This is a genomic window from Sphingomonas sp. BL-S-29 (assembly GCF_055521495.1).
This window is the reverse complement of sequence record NZ_CM145482.1, coordinates 4,923,730-4,947,406: the sequence shown is the minus strand read 5'-3', so window position 1 is coordinate 4,947,406 and position 23,677 is coordinate 4,923,730. Positions and strand designations below refer to the sequence as shown.

At 58.1% G+C, this 23,677-nt stretch carries 23 protein-coding genes; 14 read left to right on the top strand and 9 right to left on the bottom strand.

The features are described 5' to 3' along the window. Nucleotides 1-6: 6 nt before the first annotated feature. From ACZ1I2_RS23385 to ACZ1I2_RS23370, 4 genes are all read right to left on the bottom strand, one after another. The gene (locus tag ACZ1I2_RS23385; RefSeq protein WP_465175648.1) at nt 7-996 is read right to left on the bottom strand and encodes a hypothetical protein; all 990 of its coding nucleotides are present in this window, start codon (nt 994-996) and stop codon (nt 7-9) included. Continuing rightward, on the bottom strand, nt 996-3,725 hold the full coding sequence (locus ACZ1I2_RS23380) for a DUF499 domain-containing protein (protein WP_465175649.1): 2,730 nt from the start codon (nt 3,723-3,725) through the stop codon (nt 996-998). Before ACZ1I2_RS23380 ends, ACZ1I2_RS23385 begins: the two co-directional genes overlap by 1 nt. Next, on the bottom strand, nt 3,725-4,015 hold the full coding sequence (locus ACZ1I2_RS23375; protein ID WP_465175650.1) for a HigA family addiction module antitoxin: 291 nt from the start codon (nt 4,013-4,015) through the stop codon (nt 3,725-3,727). Before ACZ1I2_RS23375 ends, ACZ1I2_RS23380 begins: the two co-directional genes overlap by 1 nt. Before the next feature lie 118 nt (nt 4,016-4,133). Further along, entirely contained in the window at nt 4,134-4,352 is a 219-nt protein-coding gene (locus tag ACZ1I2_RS23370) for a helix-turn-helix domain-containing protein (RefSeq protein WP_465175651.1), read from the bottom strand. A 152-nt stretch (nt 4,353-4,504) separates the two neighbouring features. Between ACZ1I2_RS23370 and ACZ1I2_RS23365 the strand changes: the two genes are divergently transcribed. The 4 genes from ACZ1I2_RS23365 (at nt 4,505) to ACZ1I2_RS23350 (ending at nt 6,219) form a co-directional block, all read left to right on the top strand. After that, entirely contained in the window at nt 4,505-4,810 is a 306-nt protein-coding gene (locus ACZ1I2_RS23365; RefSeq protein ID WP_465175652.1) for a hypothetical protein, read from the top strand. Between the two features lie 111 nt (nt 4,811-4,921). Continuing rightward, complete coding sequence (locus ACZ1I2_RS23360; protein ID WP_465175653.1) at nt 4,922-5,188, top strand: hypothetical protein; 267 nt, start codon at nt 4,922-4,924, stop codon at nt 5,186-5,188. Nucleotides 5,189-5,267: 79 nt separating this feature from the next. Next, a complete protein-coding gene (locus ACZ1I2_RS23355) occupies nt 5,268-5,651 on the top strand; it encodes a hypothetical protein (RefSeq protein WP_465175654.1) in 384 nt (127 codons plus the stop codon). 157 nt (nt 5,652-5,808) lie between these two features. Then, complete coding sequence (locus tag ACZ1I2_RS23350; RefSeq protein WP_465175655.1) at nt 5,809-6,219, top strand: hypothetical protein; 411 nt, start codon at nt 5,809-5,811, stop codon at nt 6,217-6,219. 1,158 nt (nt 6,220-7,377) lie between these two features. Here the strand turns inward: ACZ1I2_RS23350 and ACZ1I2_RS23345 are convergent. Next, complete coding sequence (locus ACZ1I2_RS23345; RefSeq protein WP_465175656.1) at nt 7,378-7,587, bottom strand: hypothetical protein; 210 nt, start codon at nt 7,585-7,587, stop codon at nt 7,378-7,380. Nucleotides 7,588-7,836: 249 nt separating this feature from the next. Between ACZ1I2_RS23345 and ACZ1I2_RS23340 the strand changes: the two genes are divergently transcribed. The 3 genes from ACZ1I2_RS23340 to ACZ1I2_RS23330 all read left to right on the top strand — a co-directional run bounded on the left by ACZ1I2_RS23340 (nt 7,837) and on the right by ACZ1I2_RS23330 (nt 11,240). Continuing rightward, a complete protein-coding gene (locus ACZ1I2_RS23340; RefSeq protein ID WP_465175657.1) occupies nt 7,837-9,354 on the top strand; it encodes an AAA family ATPase in 1,518 nt (505 codons plus the stop codon). Nucleotides 9,355-9,642: 288 nt separating this feature from the next. Beyond that, the gene (locus ACZ1I2_RS23335) at nt 9,643-10,815 is read left to right on the top strand and encodes a tyrosine-type recombinase/integrase (protein ID WP_465175658.1); all 1,173 of its coding nucleotides are present in this window, start codon (nt 9,643-9,645) and stop codon (nt 10,813-10,815) included. 98 nt (nt 10,816-10,913) lie between these two features. Continuing rightward, complete coding sequence (locus ACZ1I2_RS23330; RefSeq protein ID WP_465175659.1) at nt 10,914-11,240, top strand: hypothetical protein; 327 nt, start codon at nt 10,914-10,916, stop codon at nt 11,238-11,240. Between the two features lie 157 nt (nt 11,241-11,397). Here ACZ1I2_RS23330 and ACZ1I2_RS23325 read toward each other — a convergent pair whose 3' ends face one another. Beyond that, on the bottom strand, nt 11,398-11,988 hold the full coding sequence (locus ACZ1I2_RS23325) for a hypothetical protein (protein ID WP_465175660.1): 591 nt from the start codon (nt 11,986-11,988) through the stop codon (nt 11,398-11,400). A gap of 194 nt (nt 11,989-12,182) precedes the next feature. Between ACZ1I2_RS23325 and ACZ1I2_RS23320 the strand changes: the two genes are divergently transcribed. Next, nucleotides 12,183-12,749, top strand: coding sequence for a hypothetical protein (locus tag ACZ1I2_RS23320; RefSeq protein WP_465175661.1), 567 nt, complete (start codon nt 12,183-12,185; stop codon nt 12,747-12,749). Between the two features lie 78 nt (nt 12,750-12,827). Here the strand turns inward: ACZ1I2_RS23320 and ACZ1I2_RS23315 are convergent, their stop codons facing one another. Together ACZ1I2_RS23315 and ACZ1I2_RS23310 are read right to left on the bottom strand one after the other, a co-directional pair. Continuing rightward, nucleotides 12,828-13,523: a hypothetical protein gene (locus ACZ1I2_RS23315; protein ID WP_465175662.1), complete on the bottom strand. Its 696-nt coding sequence runs from the start codon at nt 13,521-13,523 to the stop codon at nt 12,828-12,830. 76 nt (nt 13,524-13,599) lie between these two features. After that, nucleotides 13,600-13,839 carry a DUF551 domain-containing protein gene (locus ACZ1I2_RS23310; RefSeq protein ID WP_465181673.1) on the bottom strand — a complete coding sequence of 80 codons (240 nt, stop codon included), beginning with the start codon at nt 13,837-13,839 and terminating at the stop codon, nt 13,600-13,602. A gap of 348 nt (nt 13,840-14,187) precedes the next feature. On the opposite strand from ACZ1I2_RS23310, the gene ACZ1I2_RS23305 reads away from it, so the two are divergent. Both ACZ1I2_RS23305 and ACZ1I2_RS23300 read left to right on the top strand, forming a co-directional pair. Further along, the gene (locus tag ACZ1I2_RS23305) at nt 14,188-14,730 is read left to right on the top strand and encodes a hypothetical protein (RefSeq protein ID WP_465175664.1); all 543 of its coding nucleotides are present in this window, start codon (nt 14,188-14,190) and stop codon (nt 14,728-14,730) included. A gap of 142 nt (nt 14,731-14,872) precedes the next feature. Next, nucleotides 14,873-15,985 (top strand): hypothetical protein, encoded by a 1,113-nt coding sequence (locus ACZ1I2_RS23300; protein WP_465175665.1) that lies wholly within the window; start codon nt 14,873-14,875, stop codon nt 15,983-15,985. Between the two features lie 645 nt (nt 15,986-16,630). On the opposite strand, the gene ACZ1I2_RS23295 is transcribed toward ACZ1I2_RS23300, so the two are convergent. Then, entirely contained in the window at nt 16,631-17,371 is a 741-nt protein-coding gene (locus tag ACZ1I2_RS23295; protein WP_465171805.1) for a class I SAM-dependent methyltransferase, read from the bottom strand. Between the two features lie 302 nt (nt 17,372-17,673). On the opposite strand from ACZ1I2_RS23295, the gene ACZ1I2_RS23290 reads away from it, so the two are divergent. The 4 genes from ACZ1I2_RS23290 (at nt 17,674) to ACZ1I2_RS23275 (ending at nt 23,571) form a co-directional block, all read left to right on the top strand. Further along, the gene (locus ACZ1I2_RS23290; protein ID WP_465171806.1) at nt 17,674-17,895 is read left to right on the top strand and encodes a hypothetical protein; all 222 of its coding nucleotides are present in this window, start codon (nt 17,674-17,676) and stop codon (nt 17,893-17,895) included. 285 nt (nt 17,896-18,180) lie between these two features. Beyond that, a complete protein-coding gene (locus tag ACZ1I2_RS23285) occupies nt 18,181-20,640 on the top strand; it encodes a hypothetical protein (RefSeq protein WP_465175666.1) in 2,460 nt (819 codons plus the stop codon). Between the two features lie 22 nt (nt 20,641-20,662). Next, on the top strand, nt 20,663-22,543 hold the full coding sequence (locus ACZ1I2_RS23280; protein ID WP_465175667.1) for a glycosyltransferase family protein: 1,881 nt from the start codon (nt 20,663-20,665) through the stop codon (nt 22,541-22,543). Beyond that, on the top strand, nt 22,540-23,571 hold the full coding sequence (locus tag ACZ1I2_RS23275; protein ID WP_465171809.1) for a hypothetical protein: 1,032 nt from the start codon (nt 22,540-22,542) through the stop codon (nt 23,569-23,571). Before ACZ1I2_RS23280 ends, ACZ1I2_RS23275 begins: the two co-directional genes overlap by 4 nt. Nucleotides 23,572-23,677: the final 106 nt, after the last annotated feature.

Genomic DNA, 23,677 nt, shown 5'->3' with positions numbered 1-23,677 from the left:
CAATCCTTACTTGGTCAGCTCGACGAACGGCGACAACACTTCCAGCAGTGACAGACCGCCATGGGTGAGCGTCGGGTAGCCGCCCTGACTGCGCCACTTCCTGCGGCCCAAGGCCAACAGGTTGGCGCCGTGTGGGCTATTAATCTGCAAGGCAACAGGTGGAACGAAGGGGCCCGTCTCGCCCGTACCCGCCTTGCTCCGCCCACTGGAAAATGTCTGCTTCAGGAACTGGCCGACCTCACCGTCCGCGTCGGGAAAGTAGCCTGTCGCCGCGTAGCCGTGGTCTGAGGTAATGACCAGCCGCCGTCCGGTAGCGAGACGCTCGACGAAGACCCAGAAGTCGTCGCTACTTAGTTGCTCGGCCACGTCCTTCGTTAGCGGCTCCAGCCCTTGGCCGGCGCCGGACCCGTCATGGAGCTTGGCGTCGGGCCAGTGATGCCAGAAGACTTGGTTCGGCGTACTGCCGACCAGCGCTTCGCAGTCCTTCCAAGGCAGATCGACGGTTTCCGTCTGCGCCGGTTGTAGTTTGTGCGCGCCGCCGCCGCCGTTGTTCTGGAGCTTGCTCCTACTGGCGAAACCAAGCGCGTGGGCAAATTCATTGGTTTCGCCGGGCAGTTCAGAGCCATTGGCGCTGACCTCATGGAGGGTCAAACCCCGCTCCCTCGCGCCCTGCAACAGCCATGGCAGCTCGCGCAACGACAGGCCGTCGAGGATCAGCACCGCCTTGGCGCTGAAGGGCTCGGCCCACCAGCGCAACAATCGGTCCGAGGTGCGTTCAACGCTGTCGCCGAAGGATTGCCACAAATCCCAACCGCTGGAGGAAAGGAACAGGTCGAGTCCGCCGATTTCGCGGTCGCGTTTAACGACCTCGCTGATTGCGTTGCCCATCGCCAAGGGCTTGGAGGCAATCTCGACGGCCTGGGCGACAATGACGCGCCAAGCGTCAGCGTCCGTGCCTTGCGTCAAGCTGCGGAGGGCGCTGACGGTCAGGGCCACTAGTCATCCTCCTTCTCAAGATTCAGCTCGAAAGTCATACCCTCAGGCAGTTTCTTAAGCAGTTCCCTGAGCTGAGCGCCGGTCGCTGTGGACACCTTGATCGACACTTCGTCCAAGCGCGTGGCGGGGCCGATCCCCCAGCCTTCAATCTTGCCGATCAGGTTGAGCGGCGACGTAGCCGGGTTTGACAGAGCGGTGCGCCTCTTCGCTGTAGCGCCGCCGAAGATGTCACTCGTCGCAGGACCCGTCGCCAGAAAATCACCCGGTGTAGGTTCAGCGACACCGGAGGTCGATGCTGCTCCGCCAAGCAGGTCTCCGCCGACCGGTGTTGGCATTGGCACGAGCGGAGTCGGTGCAGAGCCGCCCGTTGCAGGCGCCGCAGAAGGACGCATGACGAATACGTCGTCCAGGTGACGGCCCGTGAGCGAGAGCTTGGGCCGCAGCCGCCGCCATGCGGTGTCCTCGTCCTCGCCAGGATGGGTTTGCAGATATTCCATTCCGCGCACGTTGAGGGCGATCTTGCCCCTAGCGCATAGGCGCAGCAGACGTTCCTTCATCGCCGTCTCGCCCAGCCACGGGATGCAGTCTTGTCCGGCAGGGCGCGGCTCTTGGAGTTCGCGTAGCAGCTTGCCGACCGCATCGTTGTTGTCGGCGAATTCGAGCACCAAATCCTCGAAATCCTCAGGCACGAAGAGATCGTTGGTCAGCGCATCTTCGATGGCCTCGGGAATTTGCGAGCCTTGCTTGTCCAGACGCTCGACGCTGAACTTGCACTGCGCTGGGTCGGCAAAATTCCAGCGCTGCAGCACCGCGAAGCGGTCAAACCGCTTCTTGAGATTGTCGCGTAGAGTGGTCTCGAATTCCCTGTGGAGTTTCCTGTATTCCGGATTTTGACCGCTCCATTCCTGTGCTTTCATCTCGGCGCGGGCGAGGATAAGCAGGTCGCGATCTTGAAAGGCGTTCGTGCTGCCTGCGCGCGGCAGCAGGAAGCGAACGGTGTTTCGGCGCTTCTGCAACTGGTCTTTGAGCCAGCGACCTAGTGTGGCTTCGAGCTTGTCCGGTTCTTCAGGCAAGACAAGGACGGGTAAACGGTCATCCCAGTTGTTTGGCTGTTCGGCTTCGTCAAGCGACGTCCACGGATCGTTGATCCAAGCCTTCGGCAGCGCGATCACCCGAAAGGTCCTCGCCACCTCGTCGCTGCCGCCGATGACGTAGCGCACCTGCTTGGCTAGCTGCGCCTGATCGGCGCCATCGGCGAACAGTTTGTCATTGCGCGCGTAAGCTATCAGTTTGGCGCGCGGGTTTTCATCCTCGCGGAAGAGCAGCTTCGTGCCTTCCTGATGGATGTTGAAGCTGTTCTCGATGATGGTTGCCAGTTCGACCTGAAAGGCATTGTCGTCGACTGGCTTGTTGCGGGTGATGTCGAGCTGCAGCGTGGCCGGTTCGGCGCCGGCGAGGTTGCCCACAGCGATCGAGCGCAGCCACAAGGCGCTGACGATTTCTTGCAGGTGCGGGGCGATACTGGCGTGGTCGTGCCGCGCCTCCTGCACCGAAATGATATTTTGCTGAGCCTTCTCGCGCAGAGTGCGATGGTGCTGGTTGGCTACGGCCTCCAGCAATGCGCTGATGCCCGAGGCGTCATCGTCCAGCCTGAAGTCGGCAGCGGTGAGCACAGACACGACCTCGCCACGGCTTTTGTACAAGTTGGCCAGGATACGGATTAAATCACGCGTTTCTTGCGCGTCCGTGGCGATCAGCACCTGCTCTTCAAGCAACCGCAGCAAATGGGGCGCGTAGGGCCAGGACTCTGTGAACTCCTGCCGTTTGCGCTCTTGCTCGGCAGGCGGCACATCCAGCAAGCGAAAAGACTCGGCAACATGCTGCGCGACCAATGCGTCAATTGTGCCGCCGGCGATCTGCAAACGGTTGTCGAATAAGCGGTGCATCAGCATGCGACGGCGGTCTTGCTGGATGCGTTCGGCGCTGCCGGCGGCCTTGAAGTCAATCGCGACCGGATTGACGCGATGCACCTGTTGATAGGCGTCGCTGCCGCCGTTGCGTACCGAGATCACGAGCACCAACAGATCGGGACGCTCCTTCGCGATCTCCGAAAGGATTTGGATGAAGTTAAACGCCCAATTTTTCCAAGGGTACTGCTTGGTGTTGGTGAGGCCATCGTACCATGTCTGAAACTCGTCGAGCAGCAACATCGTCGGCTTGTTTTCCAACAGCTCGATGATGAGCTTGTCGGACGGAATCTCGGTCTTGGATGCCCCTTGGCCTTCCCATTTGCCGTTGATGAAGGCGCCGTGCGGGTGGTTCTCAAACAGCACGTCCCACAGGAATTTGTATCGGTGGCGATGTAGGCTTTCGGCGATGACGTGCATCCCATCGCGCAGTGCGATCTTGCCGATGGACGGATCGTTTAGGGTGGTCGCCCACGCATTGAGCCATGCGCCAGTCGATGCAGGGTTCGTAACTACGTGATAGAGCGCAGCCATCAAGTGGGATTTACCGAGGCCGCGTTCGCCAATCACCACCACGGGCCGCCCGTGGTTAGGGCCGATGGCCTCAATTCCCTTCAGCAGATCATGCGTGGGATAAGTGATTTCGAGGAATTGGTTGGCTGTGACCTGGGTTGCGCCCGTCTGCTGATCGTTAGCCAGCTCGATGGCAGTGCCTTTAAGGCGCTTTCCCCGAAATTCTTCCCGTAAGGTCAGCCCCAGCATTACTTCCCCCTGCTTTCCGTGATTGACGCGCGGAAAGGCTCAACATTGATCTTCTCGATTCGCCGCATGATTTCGGCTAGCTCATACTCGAGCTGCAGCACCAGCCATTCACGCGCGGGCGTGCCAAACGCCTTTTCCAACCGGACGGCCATCTCGGGCGATATACCGGACTTGGCGTTCAACAAATTGCTGAGCGTCTGCCGATCAACCCCAAGGAGGCGGGCCGCGTCGGTGACACTCAACCCATTCTTTTCAAGGCAGTCCTGCCGAACCTTCGTTCCTGGATGCATCGCCTACCGATTTACCCTCAAATCAAGCTCATGCCTGTAGAGTGATAATCGACGCTCGACAAGGCGATCGGGGCGACGTTCGAGCGCGATAAACTCGGTATCTTATATGGAACCGAGCCTACCCGGCATCTGACAGTTCAAGAAGTGCTTTGGGTTCAACACCCAGCGCGTCAGCCAACCGTCCAAGCGCCCAGACTGACGGGTTACGCATCCCGCGTTCCAAATCGCTGACATAACTGCGTTCCATCCCCGCATCGAGCGCGAGACGCTCCTGCGACATGCCCTTCAGCTTCCGATGGTGTCGGACATTCACGCCAAGGAGCTGGACCACATCCATGCTCGGACTTGGCCGCAACCGTGCTCGCGGGTCTGTATACTAATCGTGTCATTTGCGTTTGCGTTGCTAGACGCGGGCGGGAACGAAGGGCGCGGTCCATGCGGGGACAATCCTACTCCGCCCTCCAACCAGAGATAAGAAAGGGAATTTATATGAAGAAGCTAGCAATTGCCGTTGGGCTGTTCGGCCTAATTTCATGTTCGCGCGGCATAGGAGCGGACATTCAGCCAGGCAGCTGGACCTGTGACTCATTAATGCAGCCGGTCATCGATATGTCGAAGGAGAAAGACGCTCACATCATAGAGATATCAAACCAGCGGGAGCTGCCTGAGACCACAAGAGATCATATTGTGTGTCGCGGAAACGCGGAATGGAGTCAGGGGGAGGGTTGGGTTAAATATGGGGCGCACGTCAGTGACGGCGGACAAATAATCATCGAGTATGAGCAGGAGCAGTGACGAACGCAAAAGACGTATTTGCAAAATATCTTTACTACAAGATAGGCGGAAAATTGGGCGTCTACGGAGAGATCCGTGGGCGCTTTTTTCTATTGATAAAAGAAGATCGATATGTGGCAGTTCATCGCAATCTTGCTCGTCATTGCCATGGCGGTCGTGGTCCTCAAGCTGGCAATCATCGCAACGTTTTGTCTCGGCATAATCTTCCGAACAAAGGAAACCTTGGGCCTGCTGCTGATCCTGGGCGCGTTTGCGCTCGCGGACCGTTTCCCAGCGACGGCACTGACCTTGCTCGTCGTCGTTATCGCTATCGCTCTCATCAAGTGGATGAAGGCGCCTGACAAACCCGTGGAGTCCATCACCGACCAACAGGAATAGCCCGCGCTTCGCTCACTCACCTCACCAACCCTGCAGGGCCTCGAAGCGATTCGGGGCCCTATTTCATTGGAGAAAGTCCATGCTGACCATCACTGACACAGCGACCATGGACATGGCGCTGCACTCATCTCTCTCACCCACCATCAAGGCGCTGCTGGCAATGCGGCGCGACCAAATGCTGTTCGATACCGGCGGCGACCATGACCTTGGCGAGTTCGCCCACTGGATCATCGTCGAGCCGGGCGACCCTCTGGCAGCGATAGAGACTGCCGTGAGCCGTCCGATCTTGCCCGACCCGCCATGGGAATGGGTGCTCGACCACAATTTCGTCTTGGAAGCGCCGATAATCCTCAGCGACGATGGGTTTGGAGCCGTGCTGATCGTGCCGGACGAGGAAGGCATTGAACCCGTTCTCCTGGCACTGCTGCGCCGCGACGCGGTCGCCGCCGATGGATCTGACTGAGCCAGCTAGGCCGTAGTCGCGAAGCCATCGAGATTACCCGCGCTTGCGCCACGTCTCAAAGCGCAATCGCTCGAAAAACCAACAAACCCTCAATCGCACCCGAGCGTCCCGGCGATCCCGCCGCGCGCGCCGTCCTTGTGCCCGAAAGGCTTACACCATGCTGCACCTATACGACCGTGCCACGATCGCGCACGCCCTCACGCTCGACCTTGATCCACAGCTACGCACCCTTTTGGCAGCACGGATCGTCGCCCTCGTCACCGCCAACTATGACCTTACTGGCGACACCGAGTATCTAATCATCGAGCCGGGAGACACAGAAGCCGATATCGTTCGCCATGTCGGTTTCTCACCGCTGGTTGAACCGATCGACGGGGCGCGGTTCGGCGGCGCGGGGTTCCACCCGTTCTGGGATTGGCTAGGCGATCACGGCGGCGTCTTCGAAATGATCGTGACCTATGGCGCGACGTTCGCCTACGTACTGCTAATCCGAAACATGGACGGCGTCCCGCCCGATCTTCTCGCCCTGTGCCATCGTTATGCAGGGAAGATCAGGCCTTGCTCGTGAAAATGACATATCAATATCGTTGGGGGATACTGGCGGCGGCGGGACATACATCGAACTTACGGCGGCGCGGCTGGCAACCATGAGTTGCCCGATCTCTAGCGCCGCGCCTGATCCGATCTTAAGGCCCTCGATCGTTACTGACCCCTCGGCTTGAACGCGTGTAAGGCTGAGGCCGGCTCTCAAATCGGCTTCGTCGATGAGTCGTAGCACAGAGTAAGCGGTGGGGATAAAATCGTTTCCATCCGAAGTGACGATCAGGGGCACATCGTCCGTTACGAGCACGCGATGAAGCCAAAGCTCAAGTTGTTCAACCTGTCGTTTGACCGTGGTGGCCGCGCGCCCGATCTCCTTCCCGGCCGTCTCGTAATTTCCCGAGACAGCGGCGGCCATGAAGGAATCCAACCAAAGAAGGCGAGCGCTATCCTCATTTTTACTCAAGCTTGGACCTCTCTACTGCCGACACGGGGTTGCCGCCCCAGTGAAGATGTACGCGGTACACTGGCGCTCCGGAAGCCGACCACACCAGAACTCGAAAAAAACGGTCTCCATCGGTCGCTATTTTTTGCAAGGCCCACGCGAACGGCATTTAAGCCTTGACCCTGCAAAAACCTAAGTACTGAAAACTAATCTATAATATGATGCAGTGTTCGCCTAGCTATGGCGTACCGGCAATTCCGCCGGGGAGAAGAAAATATGGCCTGCCTCAATTTGCCACGGCGCCGACATGGGGATTTCGACTTTCCTGACAATCTGCCAAAGCGGCACCGTGAGCAGGCAGAACGGCTACGCGACGTAATACGGCAAGCGGAAGAGCTGCTTAGGAATTTTGAACAGTCATGACTGATAACTCGGTGGGCAAGCAACACACTGAGCGGGTCGCGGAACTAAATTCTTGATGTCTTGCCGTTGGTTTGCGTCCGACAGTCAATGATTTAAGCCTGACGTAACGGAAAGTCGGAGAGGGAAGGACTCATTCGTAGGCCTACTTCGTCGAGCCCTTGCGTCTATCAAACCTGGGAATATTAAATGAAGAACTAACTATCGTTCAGTCAGCAGATTACTGCGTCCTGGCGCATTCTGATCGAACATTTGAACGATGCATTTGGCGCCTCCGGTCAAACGCAGGTCGATCACGATAGGTTGGCTTATAAACAAGCTCTACTCGTCTTGGGTCGGAAAGCGCTCCTGCCCGAACAGAAAAATACATTCCTTCGAGAGGGATGTCTTGCCACGATCGCGGCTTGTATCGAAGCAGGCATTACCAAGCGGGACGATATCGTCAGGACGGTGCAGCGGCATCACCCCGCGTCGGGCCGAATGATCGGGTATTTGCTGGGCCAGCACACCGGGGCTGATCCACGCGAGCATCTCTGGGTCCGTGGCGAGGACCGAATGTACGCGCTCCTATAGATCTAGCGAATGGTGGAGGTGTCCGGCTGCGCCGGGCGCTTCCATCAGTCCCGCACGATTTCAGGTTTGCAGGCAGTGTTGCGTCGCGGGGCCCTGTGCGGCGCTGCGGAACTGAAAAGCTGCCTTGCCTGCCCCGGGTCGGGGCCAACTCGACGGCGCCCTCAGCTTAAATCTATTCGGATTCAACCATTTATGAAAGGGCCTACCATGGACTTCGATCTGCCGCCCGATTCACCACCGCCGATTTCGGCCGAGCATGGCCGCTGGAAGGCGCTTGGGTTTGAGCCAACGGCGCTCGATCCGATCATGCAATGCACCGACCTTGCGCCACCGGGCCACGTGCTTGGCAGTCGTATCCCAAACGGGATGATCAGCTTCTCCTGTCTGAAGAACGACGCAAGGGACATTGCGGTAGTGCTGGAGGGCTTTCCGATTGAGAAAATGCTCGCCGTGTCGGTGGGGCAGCGGAATTTCCTCTACGTTCGCGTCGCGGCAGAGGTGGAGCGCTTCGACAGCCAGACCCTCCCACCAACCGTCCGTCTCCTTCAGTCGGGCGACCTCGTACCGCTTCCGGGCAAACCCGATAGTGATCGTGTCAGGTCGCTCGATGATATGGCGATCCTGACGGCGGAGGTCATCAACCGCGCCCTCGCACCCAAGGCGGCGGCTGAAATCGCAAACAGCCCTTTGGCGCACTACAGCCTAAGAGGGCAGGCCGCCGAATTTGAACGTATGGCGGCAGAAACCAAACCGTTGCTCGGCGACCTGTGCATGTCGGGGCAGGCAACCATCTTGTACGCGCCTCCCAATGCCGGGAAGACGCTGGTTACTTTGAAACTCGTGATCGATGCAGTCGGCGCCGGTCGGATCAACCCTGCCAACATCTACTATGTGAATGCCGATGACAGCAGTTCAGGCTTCGCAACCAAGATGCGCCTGATGGACGATGTGGGCGTACACACCCTGGCCCCGGGGTTTAAGGGGTTGCAGGCGGAGAATTTGATCAACCTGCTCCACGACGTTGCCGCAAAGGACAAGGCGCGTGGTTCTCTCGTCATCCTCGACACGGTGAAGAAGTTTGTGTCGCTGATGGACAAGAACAAGGCGAGCGCGTTCACGCAGGTGTGCCGGCAGGTCGTGATGCGCGGCGGTACGATCGTAGGCCTTGCCCATACGACCAAGAGCCCAAATACAAATGGCAAGCTGCGCTATGCCGGAACGACCGACATGGTGGATGACTTCGATGCCGCCTATGTGATCACACCTCTCGAAGGCGAGGGCTTCAAGGACGAGAAGGTGGTCCTGTTCGAGGCAATCAAGCGCCGAGGCAACAATCCGGAGCTGGTTGCCTATGCGTACGCTGGCGAAGGCGACATTTCCTATGAGGAAAAGCTGGCGTCGGTTCGGCTGGTCGATCCCAAGGCCATTGACGAGTTTCAGCGGATTGAAGCCAAGCGCTCCGATGACGAAGTGATCGCCGCCGTCCTTGCTAGCATCGGCGATGGCGTCACGGCGAAGATGGCTCTTGCCAAGGAAGTAGCACGGCGGGCGGCGATCAGTGAACGGGGCGCAATCCGCTTAATCGAAGCCTATACGGGCAACGATCCCGCTCAGCATCACTGGACCTACGCCGTACGTGATCGCGGCGCGAAGATCTTCGAGGTGCTGCCCAAGCCTCAGGTCAGGCTGGAGCCAGATTCGGGGCACCGGCAGCTCGCTGCGTGAGGTGGGCGGGCAGGATTTCAGGTTCTCACGTTTTCGGCTGCAGCGTCACGGCGTCGGAGGCTGCGAAACTGAAATTCTGCGGACCTGCTCCGGCTCGCTCCATCGGCACCCGCTGACCCCCGCCGCCGACTGCCCCGGCGGCTAAGTCAGAACGCCGCCTAGCCCCAAACGACCACATTGCTGCCTCCCGTCACTGGCGACGCGCCCGCCGCGTCGTCGGGAGCCCCTGTGCGCCGTCGACCTGGCCCACTCCTTCAACCTAGTAACTTGAAAGTAAGGGAAACGAAGATGCCCAAAGTGAAAATAGACAATACATTCGCCGCAATTGCTCAATGCGAGCAAGGCAGAAAGAAAACGGACTGGTGGGATACCCATATAAGAGGGCTAGTTCTTGAAGTTAGACCAACGGGCGGAAAAACGTTCTACCTACGGTATGTCGATCAGCACGACCGGCAGCGACAGCATAAGATATGCGCTTATGGTGACTTAACTGTCGAGAAGGTGCGCAAGGAGGCCCAACGCCTCCGTTCCGAAGTCACCCTGGGCGGCGATCCGGCCGAGAAGAAGGCTTCGATTAAAGCTATCCCGACCTATGCCGAGCTGGCCGTCCAGCACCTCGCTCACGCCAAGACCTATCAACGCAGTTACGACACGACCGAGATGTACGTCCGCCGGCACATCCTTCCGAAGTGGGGGAAGAAGCATCTGACGGACATCACGCAGCCCGAGGTCGCCAAGTGGCTGGCCGAGAAGATGGAGGAGGGATTGGCTCCTGCCACCGTCGAGAAGATCCGCGTCATCTTCGGGCGATCGTTCGAGCTGGCGATGCAGTGGAGCATTGCTGGGGCAGAGCGTAACCCGGTGAGGGGCATCCCTCGTCGCCGGTTTGCCAATGCTCGCGAACGGTTTCTCAATCCGCAGGAAGCCGAACGTCTGCGTCAGGCAGTAGCTATGTCCCGCAATCGGCTGCTTCCGCCCATCGTAGCGATGTTGCTGTTGACCGGGGCGCGGGTATCGGAGGTACTGTCTGCCGAGTGGGCTAATGTCGATCTCGATCGGCAGAGCTGGCTAATCCCGATGTCGAAGACCGGCAAGGCGCGGCACGTTCCGTTGTCGCAGCAGGCAATCGAGGTGATCCGACAGATCAAGCGGAAGGAGGGTGCTCGTTACCTGTTCCCTAGCCGCACCGACCCCAACGGGCATCTCTCTTCGATCAAGCATGCCTGGCAGACAGCCCGCCGAGAGGCGAAGCTGGGCGACCTCCGAGTACATGACCTGCGCCATTCAGCGGCGTCGTTTATGATCAACAGTGGCGTCGATCTGTTCGCCGTCGGGCGCGTCCTAGGGCACGCCAACCACGCTAGCACGATGCGCTACAGTCACCTTGCCAATGACACGCTCCTCGCTGCCGTAGAGGCCGGGGCAAAGAAGCAGCAGGTCGATTGGGCCGGTGCTGCCTAACTACTATCCCCCATCTGGCTCGCGCCGGGTGGGGGCCTTTTCCTATTTATTTTTTCGCAGTTCGCGGTTCGCCGTGCTGCTCTCAACGAAGGATTCGTATGAATAACAATGACGCTGTCGCCGAAGGGCTGATGCCTGTGCACCCCGACCGATCCAAGGCTGAAACGACCGCTACCTTCGAGCGTCTCCGTGCTCTGAAGGCGGAGTTCGGCTTCAAACCCAACAAACACGACGTCGCTTTCGTCCTGATTGGTGCATGCATCGCAGAAGGTTTCGACTCCCGTTTGCGGATCGTGAAGGCGCTTGAAAAGCTGGGTCTCAAGCGTGAGCATGTTGTCATCGTGCTCACGCAGTACACCGGCAATGATCCATCGCAGGATCATTGGTGCCTGGATGGGAAGGGCAGATATAGCCTGCTGACGTGATCAGGCCGAGGGTAGGCGGGGGAGCGCGCGGCGGCGCTAGGTCGTGCCTTCTCAAAAAGGATAAGAATCGGAGTGGGGCTAGCAATGCCCGGCGTCACTGCTCGCTCCGACTAGGCTAGCCTCAGGCGTCTCGTTTTGGAAAAGAGGCGACCATCCACTACGAGGCAACCAGCGCGGCAAATCCGGCTACGGTCAGTGCGAACAATATGATCACCGCTACGATCGGGTTGAAGATGCCGGATCCGGATCGTGGCCGATCCGCTCTAACTAGCATCCTCTTCATCTCGTACCGTTTCTCGATAGCAGAAATACGGGGCGCAGCTATTCGATCAACCTCCTCTTTGAACGCGACATCAGCCTCTTCGGTCGCCTTCTTTCGCAACAGAATGAAATGCCGATAATTCACCGGGCGACCAAGTGATGTCCAATCTCTATAGAAGCCACTTAATGCCCATTTTCCATACCCAAACTCCTGGGCGATAGATGAAATAAGAATGTCTGGACCGAAAACGGGATCGCCGTCGTCACCGTCGTAGGAAATAAATTCTCTAAAGATGGCATCGTAGTCATCGGGCTCAATCGTCGACTTGTCCTTTGGGAGAGCGATATAGACGCCCGCCCGTGACAGGATGCTCCGGACCTTGGATTCAGTTAGGTCATGCTTTTGCGCGAGTCGTTTGACTATTTCACGAGAGGTCGCCCTCGTCGGATTGCTTTCTTGATAGGCCACAACAATTTCGTTGCTCACCAGCTCCTCACTCCAAGCTACCGCGCCCCGCCGGCGTACCGCCTCGGAACCATGAGCGTTACAGCGTACAGCCAGACTGAGCGTCTGCAAGTGGCGGTAGCGGAGTGGCGCATGCCCGGTTTGGGAGATCTGCGTTTGTCCGATATCGGGGGAGCGTTGAGCTGCTAATTTGCCGGTAAAAAGGGGATGCCAACATGGACGCATTTGAGCAGCTCGTGGCGGAGTTGCTTTTCGCCGACGGGTACTGGGTTCAGACGTCCTTTAAGGTTGAGCTGACGAAGGAGGAGAAGGTTCACATAGGGCGCCAGTCGTCACCTCGTTGGGGGATCGATGTCGTCGCCTACAAAGCCGCCTCCGACGAAATTCTCGCGGTTGAATGCAAGAGCTTCCTAGATTCCACGGGGGTGCAGTGGGCGGAACTCCAAGACGGTCACAAGAGCAAGCGCTACAAGCTGTTTCGGGAGCCCGAGTTGCGCGACATCGTCCTGAACAGGTTGCGGGCCCAAATGACCGAAGCCGGGCGATGCAGGGAAGGTGCGACGGTGCGTCTCGTCATGGTGGCGGGAAAGGTCAAGCGAGGAGATGATGAACTGTTAGCGGAGCACATGGCAGGTAAGGGCTGGATATTCTTGGGGCCTGGTTGGCTCAGAGAGCGCCTTCGGCTGCACGCTAACGGGGGTTACAGCAACCAAGTTTCCGCGATCGTGGCGAAGCTCCTGCTCCGACCGCATTCACTGACAAAGCCGGTGGATTTTACATAAGGTCGCTTATCGACTTCGGCTGCCAATTTTCGGATGGGCGTTTTTACGCCGCCGTGGCAGTTGCCCGTATGCTGACGACTAGAGATCCTTGCTTAGGTCAGTGATCGCCTTTTCACGACCTTCTTTGGTCTCCTTCGATGCTGCCTCGAATTCGGCCTTATCCATGTAGCTGAGGACGGCCGACCCGCTCAGATTACCTTGTCGGGCGCATAAGATGCTTACCGGCGAATAGCTGAAGCGTACGCGGTTCACGATTTGCACCGCGCCATCCGTGTAGCCAGCCGCCATGCTGTCGACCGGAATTGAGTAGCGTTCCTTGGTATCGGTAGCGAGTTTTGCTCGCGCTATCATGAATTGTATTTGGGCGTCAGTAACATCAGGCGCGACGTCGTAATTGCGCTCGTACTTCGTGCTGAGTAACTGGTCATAGTAGTGAAAAGCTGAGACTCCGCCGGTGATACAGCCCCCGGCACCGAACTCGTAGGCCTCGGGAATGATATTCACTGCTGACAAGATACCGTTCCGGAACATGAAGCCGAGGCGCGATTTCTTCCCTGCAACGACGAACTTCGAATACATGCCGTAGTTCACATCGACGGTGGCGCCGCTCTTGCCCTGCTTGACCTTCGCTCCAGTGATCCCCGGCAACTTGAGAGCGAGATCAACTACTTGCTGAGGAGTCATGCCGGCCTCAAATTCACCCCAGAGCTTTGTGCCCGCGATGGCGGGCGAAGCGCTGACGAGTGCCACTGTCATTCCCAAAACAAATTTCACGCCTGTCCCCCCAACTAAAGCCTTGTGTACCTGTCATTGAGCGCTCGTCCATGAAGGATGGACGGAGCCCACTGGCCTAGACGTCATTGCTCCGTCGTCGCGCGATTCGCTGCGCCGGGTGATTGGCGTCAGGAGCCGCTTCTAAAGGTTGCCAGTGAGTTGGGTTTTTCTTGTACGAGCCAGGTACCGAAACCCAGCCATCGGCAGCCACCCACGATCCGACGAACCTGTTGTGGCCGACTGACTTGACGTGCGGATCATACAGCAGAATCCGAGAGCCGTCCTTGATCGCCGTTTCGATAGGTTGCCAAACCATATAGTTTCCCCGTGTGTTCATGCAGTACGATCGGAAGGACGCGGAAGGCAAGGCTGGCGCGCTCCGAGGGTTGGATTGGGCTGGGGGAATCCCATGTGAGTTGCAATCAGAGCCCAGGGCATTGCTGTCCGCCGTGGACCAGCCTGCCGCGCGCTTGGGCTACCTTTCGTCGCGCAAGGATCTTCTCAAAGCAGCATATGTGCGGGCGCGTTCCCGCAACAGTCTGGCATACCTCTCTTGGACTGTTGCGGTATAACGATCTAAGGCGCGAAGATCAGCAGTACGATTTTCACAGGCACGCAGCGTCTGGCGCAGAGCGCCAGTTCGTCACGTCAGATCGCGGGGAGTATGATGGATCTTGAGTGGAGTAAGTTCGATTGGCCGAGCTTTTCGACCTTGGCGACTGGTCTCGCGGCGGTCGGTGGTGCAACCTTCGTGGGACTTCGGCAAGTCGCAATCACGAAAGCCCAGACCAAAATTCTCGCGAGCCAAACCGAGATTGAAAAAATTCGTCTCAATAGCGAATTATATGGCCGTCGACTCAAGCTTTATACCGTGCTTGAGATGCTGATCGATCATGTTTTGGAGGAAAACCCCTCGGTCACTAGCGAGATCGCGGAAGAGTTCTTGGAGCATGAGCGCCACAGCAGGTTTCTCTTTCCGCCACGCGTTACCAACGAGATTGTTGACATCGCGAATATGGCAAATGAGCTAATCATGCACTCAATGAATGACGTCGATGATGCTAGAGGCCAAGCCCCATTTTTTAATGATGATGACCTGAGACCGAAGGCAGAGCTTAAAGAAGAGCTCAGAGCTAAGAAGGACAATCTCCATAAGCTATTCGCGGAGGAAATGAACCTGTGGCGCAACGAACCTGACCGCGACTAAACACCTGAAAAGGATGGCAGAGCGCTGTTCGCCCCCGACATCGACAACGTGATCACCTAGGCGATACAAATGATTGCAGCGAAAGTACTAGCGTATCAGAGCAGGCCAACCTTTTTAGTCCGTTAGGTTTGGGAGGGGTAATGTGACGTCACCAATTTGGGAGTTCGTCCTCTCTCAGGATTTCGGTTTCTATTTGAAGATACTAACGATTCTTGCCGGCGGCGCGTTCGGAATCATGGGCCTTGGAAATAAGAGCCGAGACGACTCAGGAAAGCTGACGAAGGCCGGAAAAATCGCGCTGACGGGCCTTGTGACGATGGGGACGCTAGCGCTTACTGCGGAGATATATAACTTTCACCGTGCGCGAAAGGCTGATGACGCTCGAAGAATAGAAGCACTGGCACAGCGGGATGCCTTGAAGCAGCAGCTGTCTAAATCAGACTCGCTGATACGAATGGGTACTCGGGCAGCGTACCCGTTTCAGCCGCTTAATATCACCTTCGAAATAGTTCTAGACCAACGTAACGGGGTCGTGAAGGACTTCATGAAGGCAACGGGCCTGAAGAAGAAGGCCCTGGATAAGAACGAGGCTAAATATGTTGTGGTATTTCCGAGGCTAATCAGCAGAAATGACCCCAGATTTCCTAGCCGAGCATCTAAGATGTTCAGGCTGCTACTCGAGCCTGTAGTAACACTTCGATTCCTCCCAGGAAGTACGTTGCCAAACGTGGATGGGCCGCAACGCAGGGCGCTCGAACGAGAAATTAGAATTGAGTGGGGTGCGGAGGAGCTGGCAAAATATGGCAGCATAACTTATCAATCCGACACCGATGAAATTGGGCTGAGGTTCTCAGAGCTCCCTATAAAGCGCGAGGTATTGAGTCAGTCTGGTGTGGAATCGCTAATCGATATTATTCCTGGTAGCGTAACGGCTATTTCAATGCCGGACCAACTAAGAGCTGAGTTTTTGTGTCAGAATGAGGGTCCAATCGTCACGTGCTGGAAGCAGCTGCCGATTGTTTACGCGACCTTGACCTTCCCGTTCTCTAAGGTTCTTGTAATACCAGGCCCCGTCTACAGGGAATGCGGACACGGGTTTGTTTCTTACTATAGCTCATTTGAATCACTTCCGCGATTTGACTCCGAGATGCGATCCGTTCGAGCTACGCCCGGGAGCAAGGCCGCGGCTTTTCTTGATCGCGTATGCACTCCGCCAAAGCGCAGGCAACGGGCGGGGGCGAGCCGGGTTGGATGATCGCCGCGTGCCCGACAACCCGAAGGACTGAAGTGATGGCGGTCTGTCAGTCGCTCCAGTGGGTCTGCGCGAGGTTAATCGGCGCGCCCGCTCCTGCCAAAGTGCGTTCGCTAGGAACGATCGGACGGCGTTGATTAGCTGGGTTTGGGTAGGGCTTGGGTGGTCCAAATTTCAGCGCGGCTTTGTTCTCAAAATTGGCGGAAAACCAACCGTCTTGGATCGATCCTGAGTAGCCTTCGTAATGCGGGGGTCACAGGTTCGAGTCCTGTAAGCGGCACCATTCCTTCCACGAGGGAAATCCCGGCCTGCTGCAGAAGGCCTTTCGAATCCTTCTATATGAGAGCCGAATTTTCGCGGGTGCGCTGTGTCGCAGTGCTGGCCGGTATGATTTGAGCGGCGCGTCCAATAGCGCCGTCTTCACCGATTTTGCCAGAACGCGGTTCACCTCGAGGCGGGATTCGTCGCGATCGAGCTGGAAGAACGGTACTGCACGGCGAGCGGCCCGTCAGCTCCGCTACCGCCGAGCTACACCACCAACCGGGACACGACCGTCGGACATGTTCGGAACCGGGAAGATTGGCGTCGGGATGGCATTGATCTGGAGGTCGCAACGATGCCGCCAGAGGCGGCGCCAGACCCCGGGCGTCAGGCTGGCTTTTTCATTGACGCCAGAGCTTGCCAGAACTGGGGATGATTGGTTCCGTCAGTGCCGTCAGTGAAGGAAATATCCTCAAAACCGATCGATTGCGCCCAGAAGCGTATCCAGTCGCGGTGCAGGAACACATCCAGCGTATCGGACCAGCCAAATTTACGAAAACGGCCCAGCCGGCTCTGAAAGACTGCGTGGTGCTTGGAATCTTCAAGTTCAAGAAAAGAAAATACCAAGATGCCACCGGGTTTCAGGGCACGGAAGGTGTCTTCCATGTAGAGGAAGCATTCTTCCGGATAAAGATGGGTAAATACAGACCAATGGAAAACCATATCGATCGACGCATCCGGTGCCGCGATAGTCAGCTGCCGGTGCACTACCGCATCGTAGCCGGGGCATTTGGACCGTAAATACTGGACGAGCGGCTTGACGATATCGGCGCCCTTGTATTGCCCCTGCCAGCCCGATCGTTGCAGCGCCATTGCGGTGCGCCCAGAACCGCAGCCAAGATCGTAGATCGACATTCCGTCCCGCAGGCCGTGATGCTGCAGCACCGCTACGTGGCCATCGCCCTGCCGTTCAAATTCAGACGCCGACAATGCGCCGATGGAGGCGATCATCGCCATGTCATAATCGCCGCGATACTGTCGTCGGAACCGCGCGACCAGCGCGTTGTATGATCGCACCGAATGCGCGCGATTCGCCCGCGCGAGAAGATGCTGCATCAAATTGGCCATGACCACCCCGTACCTAATCTCCATCGCCTTGCCTGACCCTCGGTTGCAGCGTCAAGCTGTTGGTCAGGCTTTTGCCTCGCCGCTGCGCGCGCTGTTTCCTCAGGCGATCGCCGCCTGACTTTCGGTTCTAGCCCAAAATCAAACGCGTCAAATCGAGGAATATGGCGGTGCGATCGTTGCTGGCAAGTTAGCCATTTTGTGACGCCTATTTTGCTAAAATTCCTTTCTAATCAAGACTCTAATTCAAATTTCCGGCTCGGAGAATATAAGAACATCCAGCTCTTATAGCGTCGGAGAAACCGGTGGCGAAGACCGGCGATATGGTGACGTTCAATCACTTTGCGCTGCCGATCGAGACGAGCGGTGCCTCGTTGCAAAAAGGCATTCCGCCTGACATTTCAGAGGGTATGGTCCTTGAGGTTGAAGTGAAGATGGTTCATACGCGCCTCAGTAATGTGGGGGCCGGCATCTCCGTTGTTGACATAGGGCGGACTCGGCGGCGTGAAGTCGCACGCGCCGTGTAATCGCGGGCGCTGGGCGTCGCGCCTGCAGGTTGCTCGAACGTGCGGCCAAGCAACGCGCGGCCAAGCTTCGGTGGCGAAGATTAAGGTGAGGTGGTTCTGAACACGACACATTCCAGGCCGGAGGTGCCGAGCAGCCGCGGGCCACGATCGGTTGCGGATCGCAAGGCCACGAAAGCAGCAGGCCGCCGTCGAACCTGCATCGTCGTGCTGGGTGCACACCGATCTGGCACCAGCGCCTTTGCCCGTGTGGCCAACTTGCTCGGATGCGCGTTGCCCAGAGATCTGATGGCTGCCAGCGAGGGGAACGCGCTCGGTCATTGGGAATCGAATGTCGTCACCACACTCAACGACCAATTGCTGGCGTCAGCCGGCAGCCGCTGGGACGACTGGCTCTCGCTGAGCAACGACTGGAATGGCTCGGTATTGCGCGAAGAATTCCTTGATCGCGCGGTAGATGCATTGCGTGAGGAATACGGTGAATCGTCACTGTTCGTTCTCAAGGACCCGAGAATTTGCCGCCTATTGCCGTTGTGGCTGGAAGCGCTGACGGTGCTCGATGTTCGGCCGGTGGTGGCCATTCCGGTGCGAAACCCGGTCGAAGTGGCCGAATCGCTGGCGGCACGAGATGGATCCGCGCCAGGGCACGGCTTGCTGGTTTGGCTGCGCAACGTGCTCGACGCCGAATTTGCAAGCCGTGACCTGCCGCGCTTTGTGTTCAGCTATGAGGATCTGTTGAGCGACTGGAGCACGGTCGCAGAAGAGATGGGAAACGCGACCGGAATCACCTGGCCCCGCAAGTCGGTACTGACAGCCTCGGAAATAGATGCCTTCTTGACGCCTCATGCTCGGCATCAGGAATATAACGAGAAGATCGCGCTCGGCCCGCGTACGCCGGTTTGGGTACGTGACACTTATGCCATTCTGACAAAGTGGTGCAAACAGGGCGAGGACGGTGAGGATCGCGCCCGCTTGGACAGCATCCGCGGTGACTTCGATGCCTCGGCGCCGACTTTCGCCCAGTTGATAACGCAAGGTACGGTGCGCGGTGACGGTGTCGGGGAGGGAGTCCGGCAGCGTCAGCGATTGGAGGAGGACGTCGCCCGACTGGCTCAGGAGTTGTCGCAGGCTGAACAGCGTCATGAGGCCGCGAGCCAAGGTCTCGCCGCGGCCGAGCACGCAGCTGAATTGGCGCGCGACGAATGTGCGGCACTGAAGCGGGTTCTGGAGGAAGCCGCAGCGGATCGGGATTCGGCAGTACAGGGTCGTGAGGCCGCGAGCCAAGGTCTCGCCGCGGCCGAGCGCGCAGCTGAATTGGCGCGCGACGAATGTGCAGCACTGAAGCGGGTTCTGGAGGAAGCCGCAGCGGATCGGGATTCGGCAGTACAGGGTCGTGAGGCCGCGAGCCAAGGTCTCGCCGCGGCCGAGCACGCAGCTGAATTGGCGCGCGACGAATGTGCAGCACTGAAGCGGGTTCTGGAGGACGCCGCAGCGGATCGGGATTCAGCAGTACAGGGTCGTGAGGCCGCGAACCAAGGTCTCGCCGCGGCCGAGCACGCAGCTGAATTGGCGCGCGACGAATGTGCGGCACTGAAGCGGGTTCTGGAGGAAACCGCAGCGGATCGGGATTCGGCAGTGTCGCTGCAGATGGCTGGGGAAGAGGAGCAAGGACGACTGGCGGCTCGTATCGTGCAAATCCAGGGCGAGACGGAAGCTCTTCGTGCGCACGATCAGGAACGTTTTGGCACGCAGCTGGCACTGGCTCAGAGTGAGGTGGAGGCGCTGCGCGACCAACTCGCCAAGGCGTCCGAGGCGGTTGTCGCATACGAAGATAATCTCGCGCGTCAGCAAGAACAGGCGGCCGAGACGATCGGCACCCTGAAGGACCGCCTTTCCCAATCGGAAAGCGCTCTTATCCAGCGCCAGGAAGAGGCGCGGCAGGCTTGGGCGGACGTCACTGTCGAGCGGCGCACGAACGAACTGCTGCGTAGCGAGCTCGACCGCACACGTGCCCGCTGTGACGCCCTTGATCTCCATTCCGCCGAGATGGAAAGGCGATCGCGCCAACAGGCAGAGGCCGTCCTGGCAGCCGAGGTGCGGATACTAGAAGCCGGATGGGCCGCCAAGGAAACCACTCTCCGGGAGACGCAGGCACAAAACCTGATTGCCCGCCAGGAGGAGGAACTGGACAAGCTCACGCTGAACCAGCGCGACCACCTGGGCCGTTTGGCTCGGTACGAGGGCGAAGTGGCGTATTTGGTCAGACTGCAGTCGGAACTGGAAGCTGCACTGCGCGCTGCTATTGAACGGGCAGATTCTGCCGAACGCGCAGCCGCTACCGCACCACCACCAGACGCCCCGTCCGGGCTGGCATCCATTTCCTCGCCCACCGCTACCGATCCCTTGGTCGAAACCGCAAGCGAAGCGGCGTTAGCCGATGTCGCGAGACAGCATGGAGAGATCGCGCAATTGACGAACATGGTTGCGGAAGAGGCGCAGCGCGTTAGCCATTTGCAGGGGCGCGTCGAATGGCTGCGGGACCTTTACGACCTGCAGCGACGATTTCCACGGTGGTGGGCGCTGCTGCCGGCCAAAGAGCGGGCCCGCCGGCTGCTTGCCAGGGTTGAGGCGTCGGGTATGTTTGACGCAGCGGCATATCTCTCGAAACATCCAGATGTTGCCCAATCTCGGATGGATCCGCTGGTACATTATACCCGCCATGGCATTTTCGAAGGCCGGTCATGGTGACAGTTTTTCTGGGGGCTAAATAGTGGTTGATGTTTCAGACGAAGACGTCGCCGCCCTTCGGGCATCGGGGGTATTCGATGCGTCGTGGTACCTGACCGAATATCCCGACGTCGCGATCACCGGTATCGATCCAGCGCGGCATTACCTGTGGATCGGTCGGCGGTTGGGGCGGCGTCCTTCCGCAGGGGATACATTGGCAGCGGTCACGTCAGTCTTGGCCGAAGGAGAGGTCACCATGGTCCGTGCTGCCGTCCTTTCGGATTCGGACACCGCCTCGTTTGCTGCCCGATTGGTCAAAAAAGCGACGTCGCGGTTCAAACGCCGTGATAGCGACATCGACCCACACTTGCGCGATGTGGCCGAAAAAGGCTTTGACGTCGATTATTACATTACCGCATATCCCGACATCGCAGAGGCTGGTGTCGATCCGCTCGAACATTATCTACAGCACGGCTGGCGTGAGGGACGAAACCCGTCGCTGGCGTTCTCGACCAGATTCTATCTAGAAAATAATCCAGACGTGGCTGCCGCGGAGGTCAATCCTTTCTACCACTATCTGACGGCAGGAAAGGACGAAGGGCGCGTCGGGCGACACGAACTTGGATTTCGTTGGGATATTCTTTCGCGTCTCAAGCCCGTGGCCGATCAGATCGCCGAATACAGGTCGCACCGCAGCCCAGTCTCCAGCGATCCACGCGCGCTGCTGCAAAGCAAACTTGTACAGGCGTTGACGAAATATCGGACGAAACTGCTTCTCTCGTTCTCGCATGACGACTATACGCGGAACGTTGGCGGGGTACAGCTTCTGCTCCGCCGTGAGGTTGAACTGCTGCGGAGTCACGGCTATTTGCAAATGCACTTCTACCCAGTGCATCCCCTGCCATTTCTCGATACTTTGGGCGATCCGGTACAGTTGGGCGTATTGCTGGATGGCGAACTGGTTGGAGTCTTCCATCCGCACGATATCATCGCATGCCTGACCGATGCTGATACCGCTGCCCATGATCGGCAGTTCGTGATCCATAACCTGCTTGGCCACAACATGGATCAGGTGATTGCCATCATCACCGCAAGCGGCGCGCATCAGGGCAGTTTCTGGATTCACGATTTCGCTGCATTATATAATAATTTCAAACTATTGCGGAACGATGTGGAATATACCGGTGTGCCGAAACCGGGCACTCTGGCCTGGGAGTTGTGCGAATACACACAAGCCGATTTTTCCCACCGCGCTGAATTCGCCAAGCTGTTCGGCAGGTTTGCGATCGACCTCCTCTCACCTTCCCGGTCAGCCTTGGCGATCTGGGAGGAAGCGGGCATCCATGTGCCGCGTTCCAGCCAGGTTATCCCGCATGTGATGCTACGGGAAGCTGGCGCACCCGGACTTGGCGAGACCGAGGAGGGGCAACCCCTACGGGTCGGCTTTATCGGCTATCCTGCCGATCACAAGGGCTGGTCGGTGTTCCAGGAACTGGTCCTTAAGCTGGGCGATGACCCGCGCTATGAATTCCACCACCTGGGTAAGGGCCGCCGGGGCGGGCTCCCGGTGACCTATCGTGAGGTCGTCGCTTGCGAGAGTGAACCTGACCTTATGCGCAAGGCGACGGCCGCCACGCGTCTCGACGTGGCGATCATGTGGTCGATCTGGCCCGAGACGTTTTGCCTCACCGCGTACGAGGCGCTGGCCGGCGGCGCCGCGATCGTTACCAGCGAATGCGCCGGCAACGTCGTCGATCTGGTTGAAGGAATCGGCCCGGGCATAGTCCTTAAGAGTGAGGCCGACCTCTTTGCCGCCTTTGATACGGGCGACATACTCAGATTCGCACGTGCGCGCCGCAGCGTACAACACTTTTATCTGGAATACAGCGCGATGACCATCGAGCTTCTGGAGGGTGGCGCGTGAAAGTCCTTTGCTTCTCCAGCTTCAGCTTCAGCTACCTTAATCGCGCGCGCGTACTCTATCAGAGCTTGCGTCGTCATCATCCCGACTGGCACCTCGTCGCGCTGATGACCGATAAGGTGCCGGCTGGCTTTGCTTTCGATGTCGCCGACGAGCCTTTCGATGAAGTAGTCTGGCATGACGAGTTGGGGATCGACAATGTCGAGGGCTGGTTGTTCAAACACGACATCGTCGAGATCTGTACGGCAGTTAAGGGCCCCTTTCTGGCCGAGGCGACCCGCCGCGACTTCGACGCAGTAATCTACCTCGATCCCGACACATGTCTGTTCAACCCGCTCTCCCCGTTACTGGAACTGCTCGAGGATCACGATATCGTCCTTACTCCACATCTGCTTGAGCCGGAGAAGGAACTGGGTGCCATTGTCGACAACGAAATCTGCCCGATGTGGGCGGGCATCTTCAATCTCGGTTTCGTGGCAATCCGCACCACCGGGGAAGGCGCCCGCTTCGCGCAATGGTGGAGCGACCGCCTGCTGGAATTCTGCCACGATGCGCCGGCAAAGGGCCTTTTCGTCGACCAGAAATGGTGTGACCACGTGCCGGTATTCTTCGACAAAGTGAAGATCCTGAAGGATCCGGGCTACAATACGGCCAGCTGGAACATCAATCAGCGCCGTATCCGAGTCGATGATATGGGCAATGTACGCTCGAACGACAGTCTTTTACGATTCTGGCACTTCACCAAGCTGGGCCCGCTCGGCGACACAATGACGCGGCGCTATGCGAGGGATCAGATCGTCGTTTACGAGCTATGGCGCTGGTACCGCGCGCAGGTTGTCGCAGCTACCTCGAAAGACATTCCTGATCGGTACTGGGCGTTCAGTCAGTTTGCCGATGGTACGCCAATCCAGCGTTCGCACCGTCTATTGTATCGTGAACGAATGGATTTACAGAAGGCCTTTCCCGATCCGTTCGGACGTGGGCCGTCGGGCGATTTCTCCGCCTGGTTGAGAGCCGAAGGGTTGTTGTAGGATACACTGTAATCAAGTGTATCGTGCGCTACGGCCCAAACGATCCGTTTCATGGGAGATTGGCGCACCCCGGGCAGTAATCTAGTTGCCGTTTTTAGGCTGTAGT

What these genes read in the sequence shown, in the direction of transcription:
- ACZ1I2_RS23365 (WP_465175652.1), top strand. Translation starts at nt 4,505, where the DNA reads ATGAAGAAGCTAGCAATTGCCGTTGGGCTGTTCGGCCTAATTTCATGT.
- ACZ1I2_RS23310 (WP_465181673.1), bottom strand. Translation starts at nt 13,839, where the DNA reads ATGGTTTGGCAACCTATCGAAACGGCGATCAAGGACGGCTCTCGGATT.
- ACZ1I2_RS23355 (WP_465175654.1), top strand. Translation starts at nt 5,268, where the DNA reads ATGCTGACCATCACTGACACAGCGACCATGGACATGGCGCTGCACTCA.
- ACZ1I2_RS23380 (WP_465175649.1), bottom strand. Translation starts at nt 3,725, where the DNA reads ATGCTGGGGCTGACCTTACGGGAAGAATTTCGGGGAAAGCGCCTTAAA.
- ACZ1I2_RS23305 (WP_465175664.1), top strand. Translation starts at nt 14,188, where the DNA reads ATGATGGATCTTGAGTGGAGTAAGTTCGATTGGCCGAGCTTTTCGACC.
- ACZ1I2_RS23320 (WP_465175661.1), top strand. Translation starts at nt 12,183, where the DNA reads ATGGACGCATTTGAGCAGCTCGTGGCGGAGTTGCTTTTCGCCGACGGG.
- ACZ1I2_RS23335 (WP_465175658.1), top strand. Translation starts at nt 9,643, where the DNA reads ATGCCCAAAGTGAAAATAGACAATACATTCGCCGCAATTGCTCAATGC.
- ACZ1I2_RS23330 (WP_465175659.1), top strand. Translation starts at nt 10,914, where the DNA reads ATGAATAACAATGACGCTGTCGCCGAAGGGCTGATGCCTGTGCACCCC.
- ACZ1I2_RS23345 (WP_465175656.1), bottom strand. Translation starts at nt 7,587, where the DNA reads ATGCTCGCGTGGATCAGCCCCGGTGTGCTGGCCCAGCAAATACCCGAT.
- ACZ1I2_RS23285 (WP_465175666.1), top strand. Translation starts at nt 18,181, where the DNA reads ATGGCTGCCAGCGAGGGGAACGCGCTCGGTCATTGGGAATCGAATGTC.
- ACZ1I2_RS23375 (WP_465175650.1), bottom strand. Translation starts at nt 4,015, where the DNA reads ATGCATCCAGGAACGAAGGTTCGGCAGGACTGCCTTGAAAAGAATGGG.
- ACZ1I2_RS23360 (WP_465175653.1), top strand. Translation starts at nt 4,922, where the DNA reads ATGTGGCAGTTCATCGCAATCTTGCTCGTCATTGCCATGGCGGTCGTG.
- ACZ1I2_RS23350 (WP_465175655.1), top strand. Translation starts at nt 5,809, where the DNA reads ATGCTGCACCTATACGACCGTGCCACGATCGCGCACGCCCTCACGCTC.
- ACZ1I2_RS23370 (WP_465175651.1), bottom strand. Translation starts at nt 4,352, where the DNA reads ATGGATGTGGTCCAGCTCCTTGGCGTGAATGTCCGACACCATCGGAAG.
- ACZ1I2_RS23340 (WP_465175657.1), top strand. Translation starts at nt 7,837, where the DNA reads ATGGACTTCGATCTGCCGCCCGATTCACCACCGCCGATTTCGGCCGAG.
- ACZ1I2_RS23295 (WP_465171805.1), bottom strand. Translation starts at nt 17,371, where the DNA reads ATGGCCAATTTGATGCAGCATCTTCTCGCGCGGGCGAATCGCGCGCAT.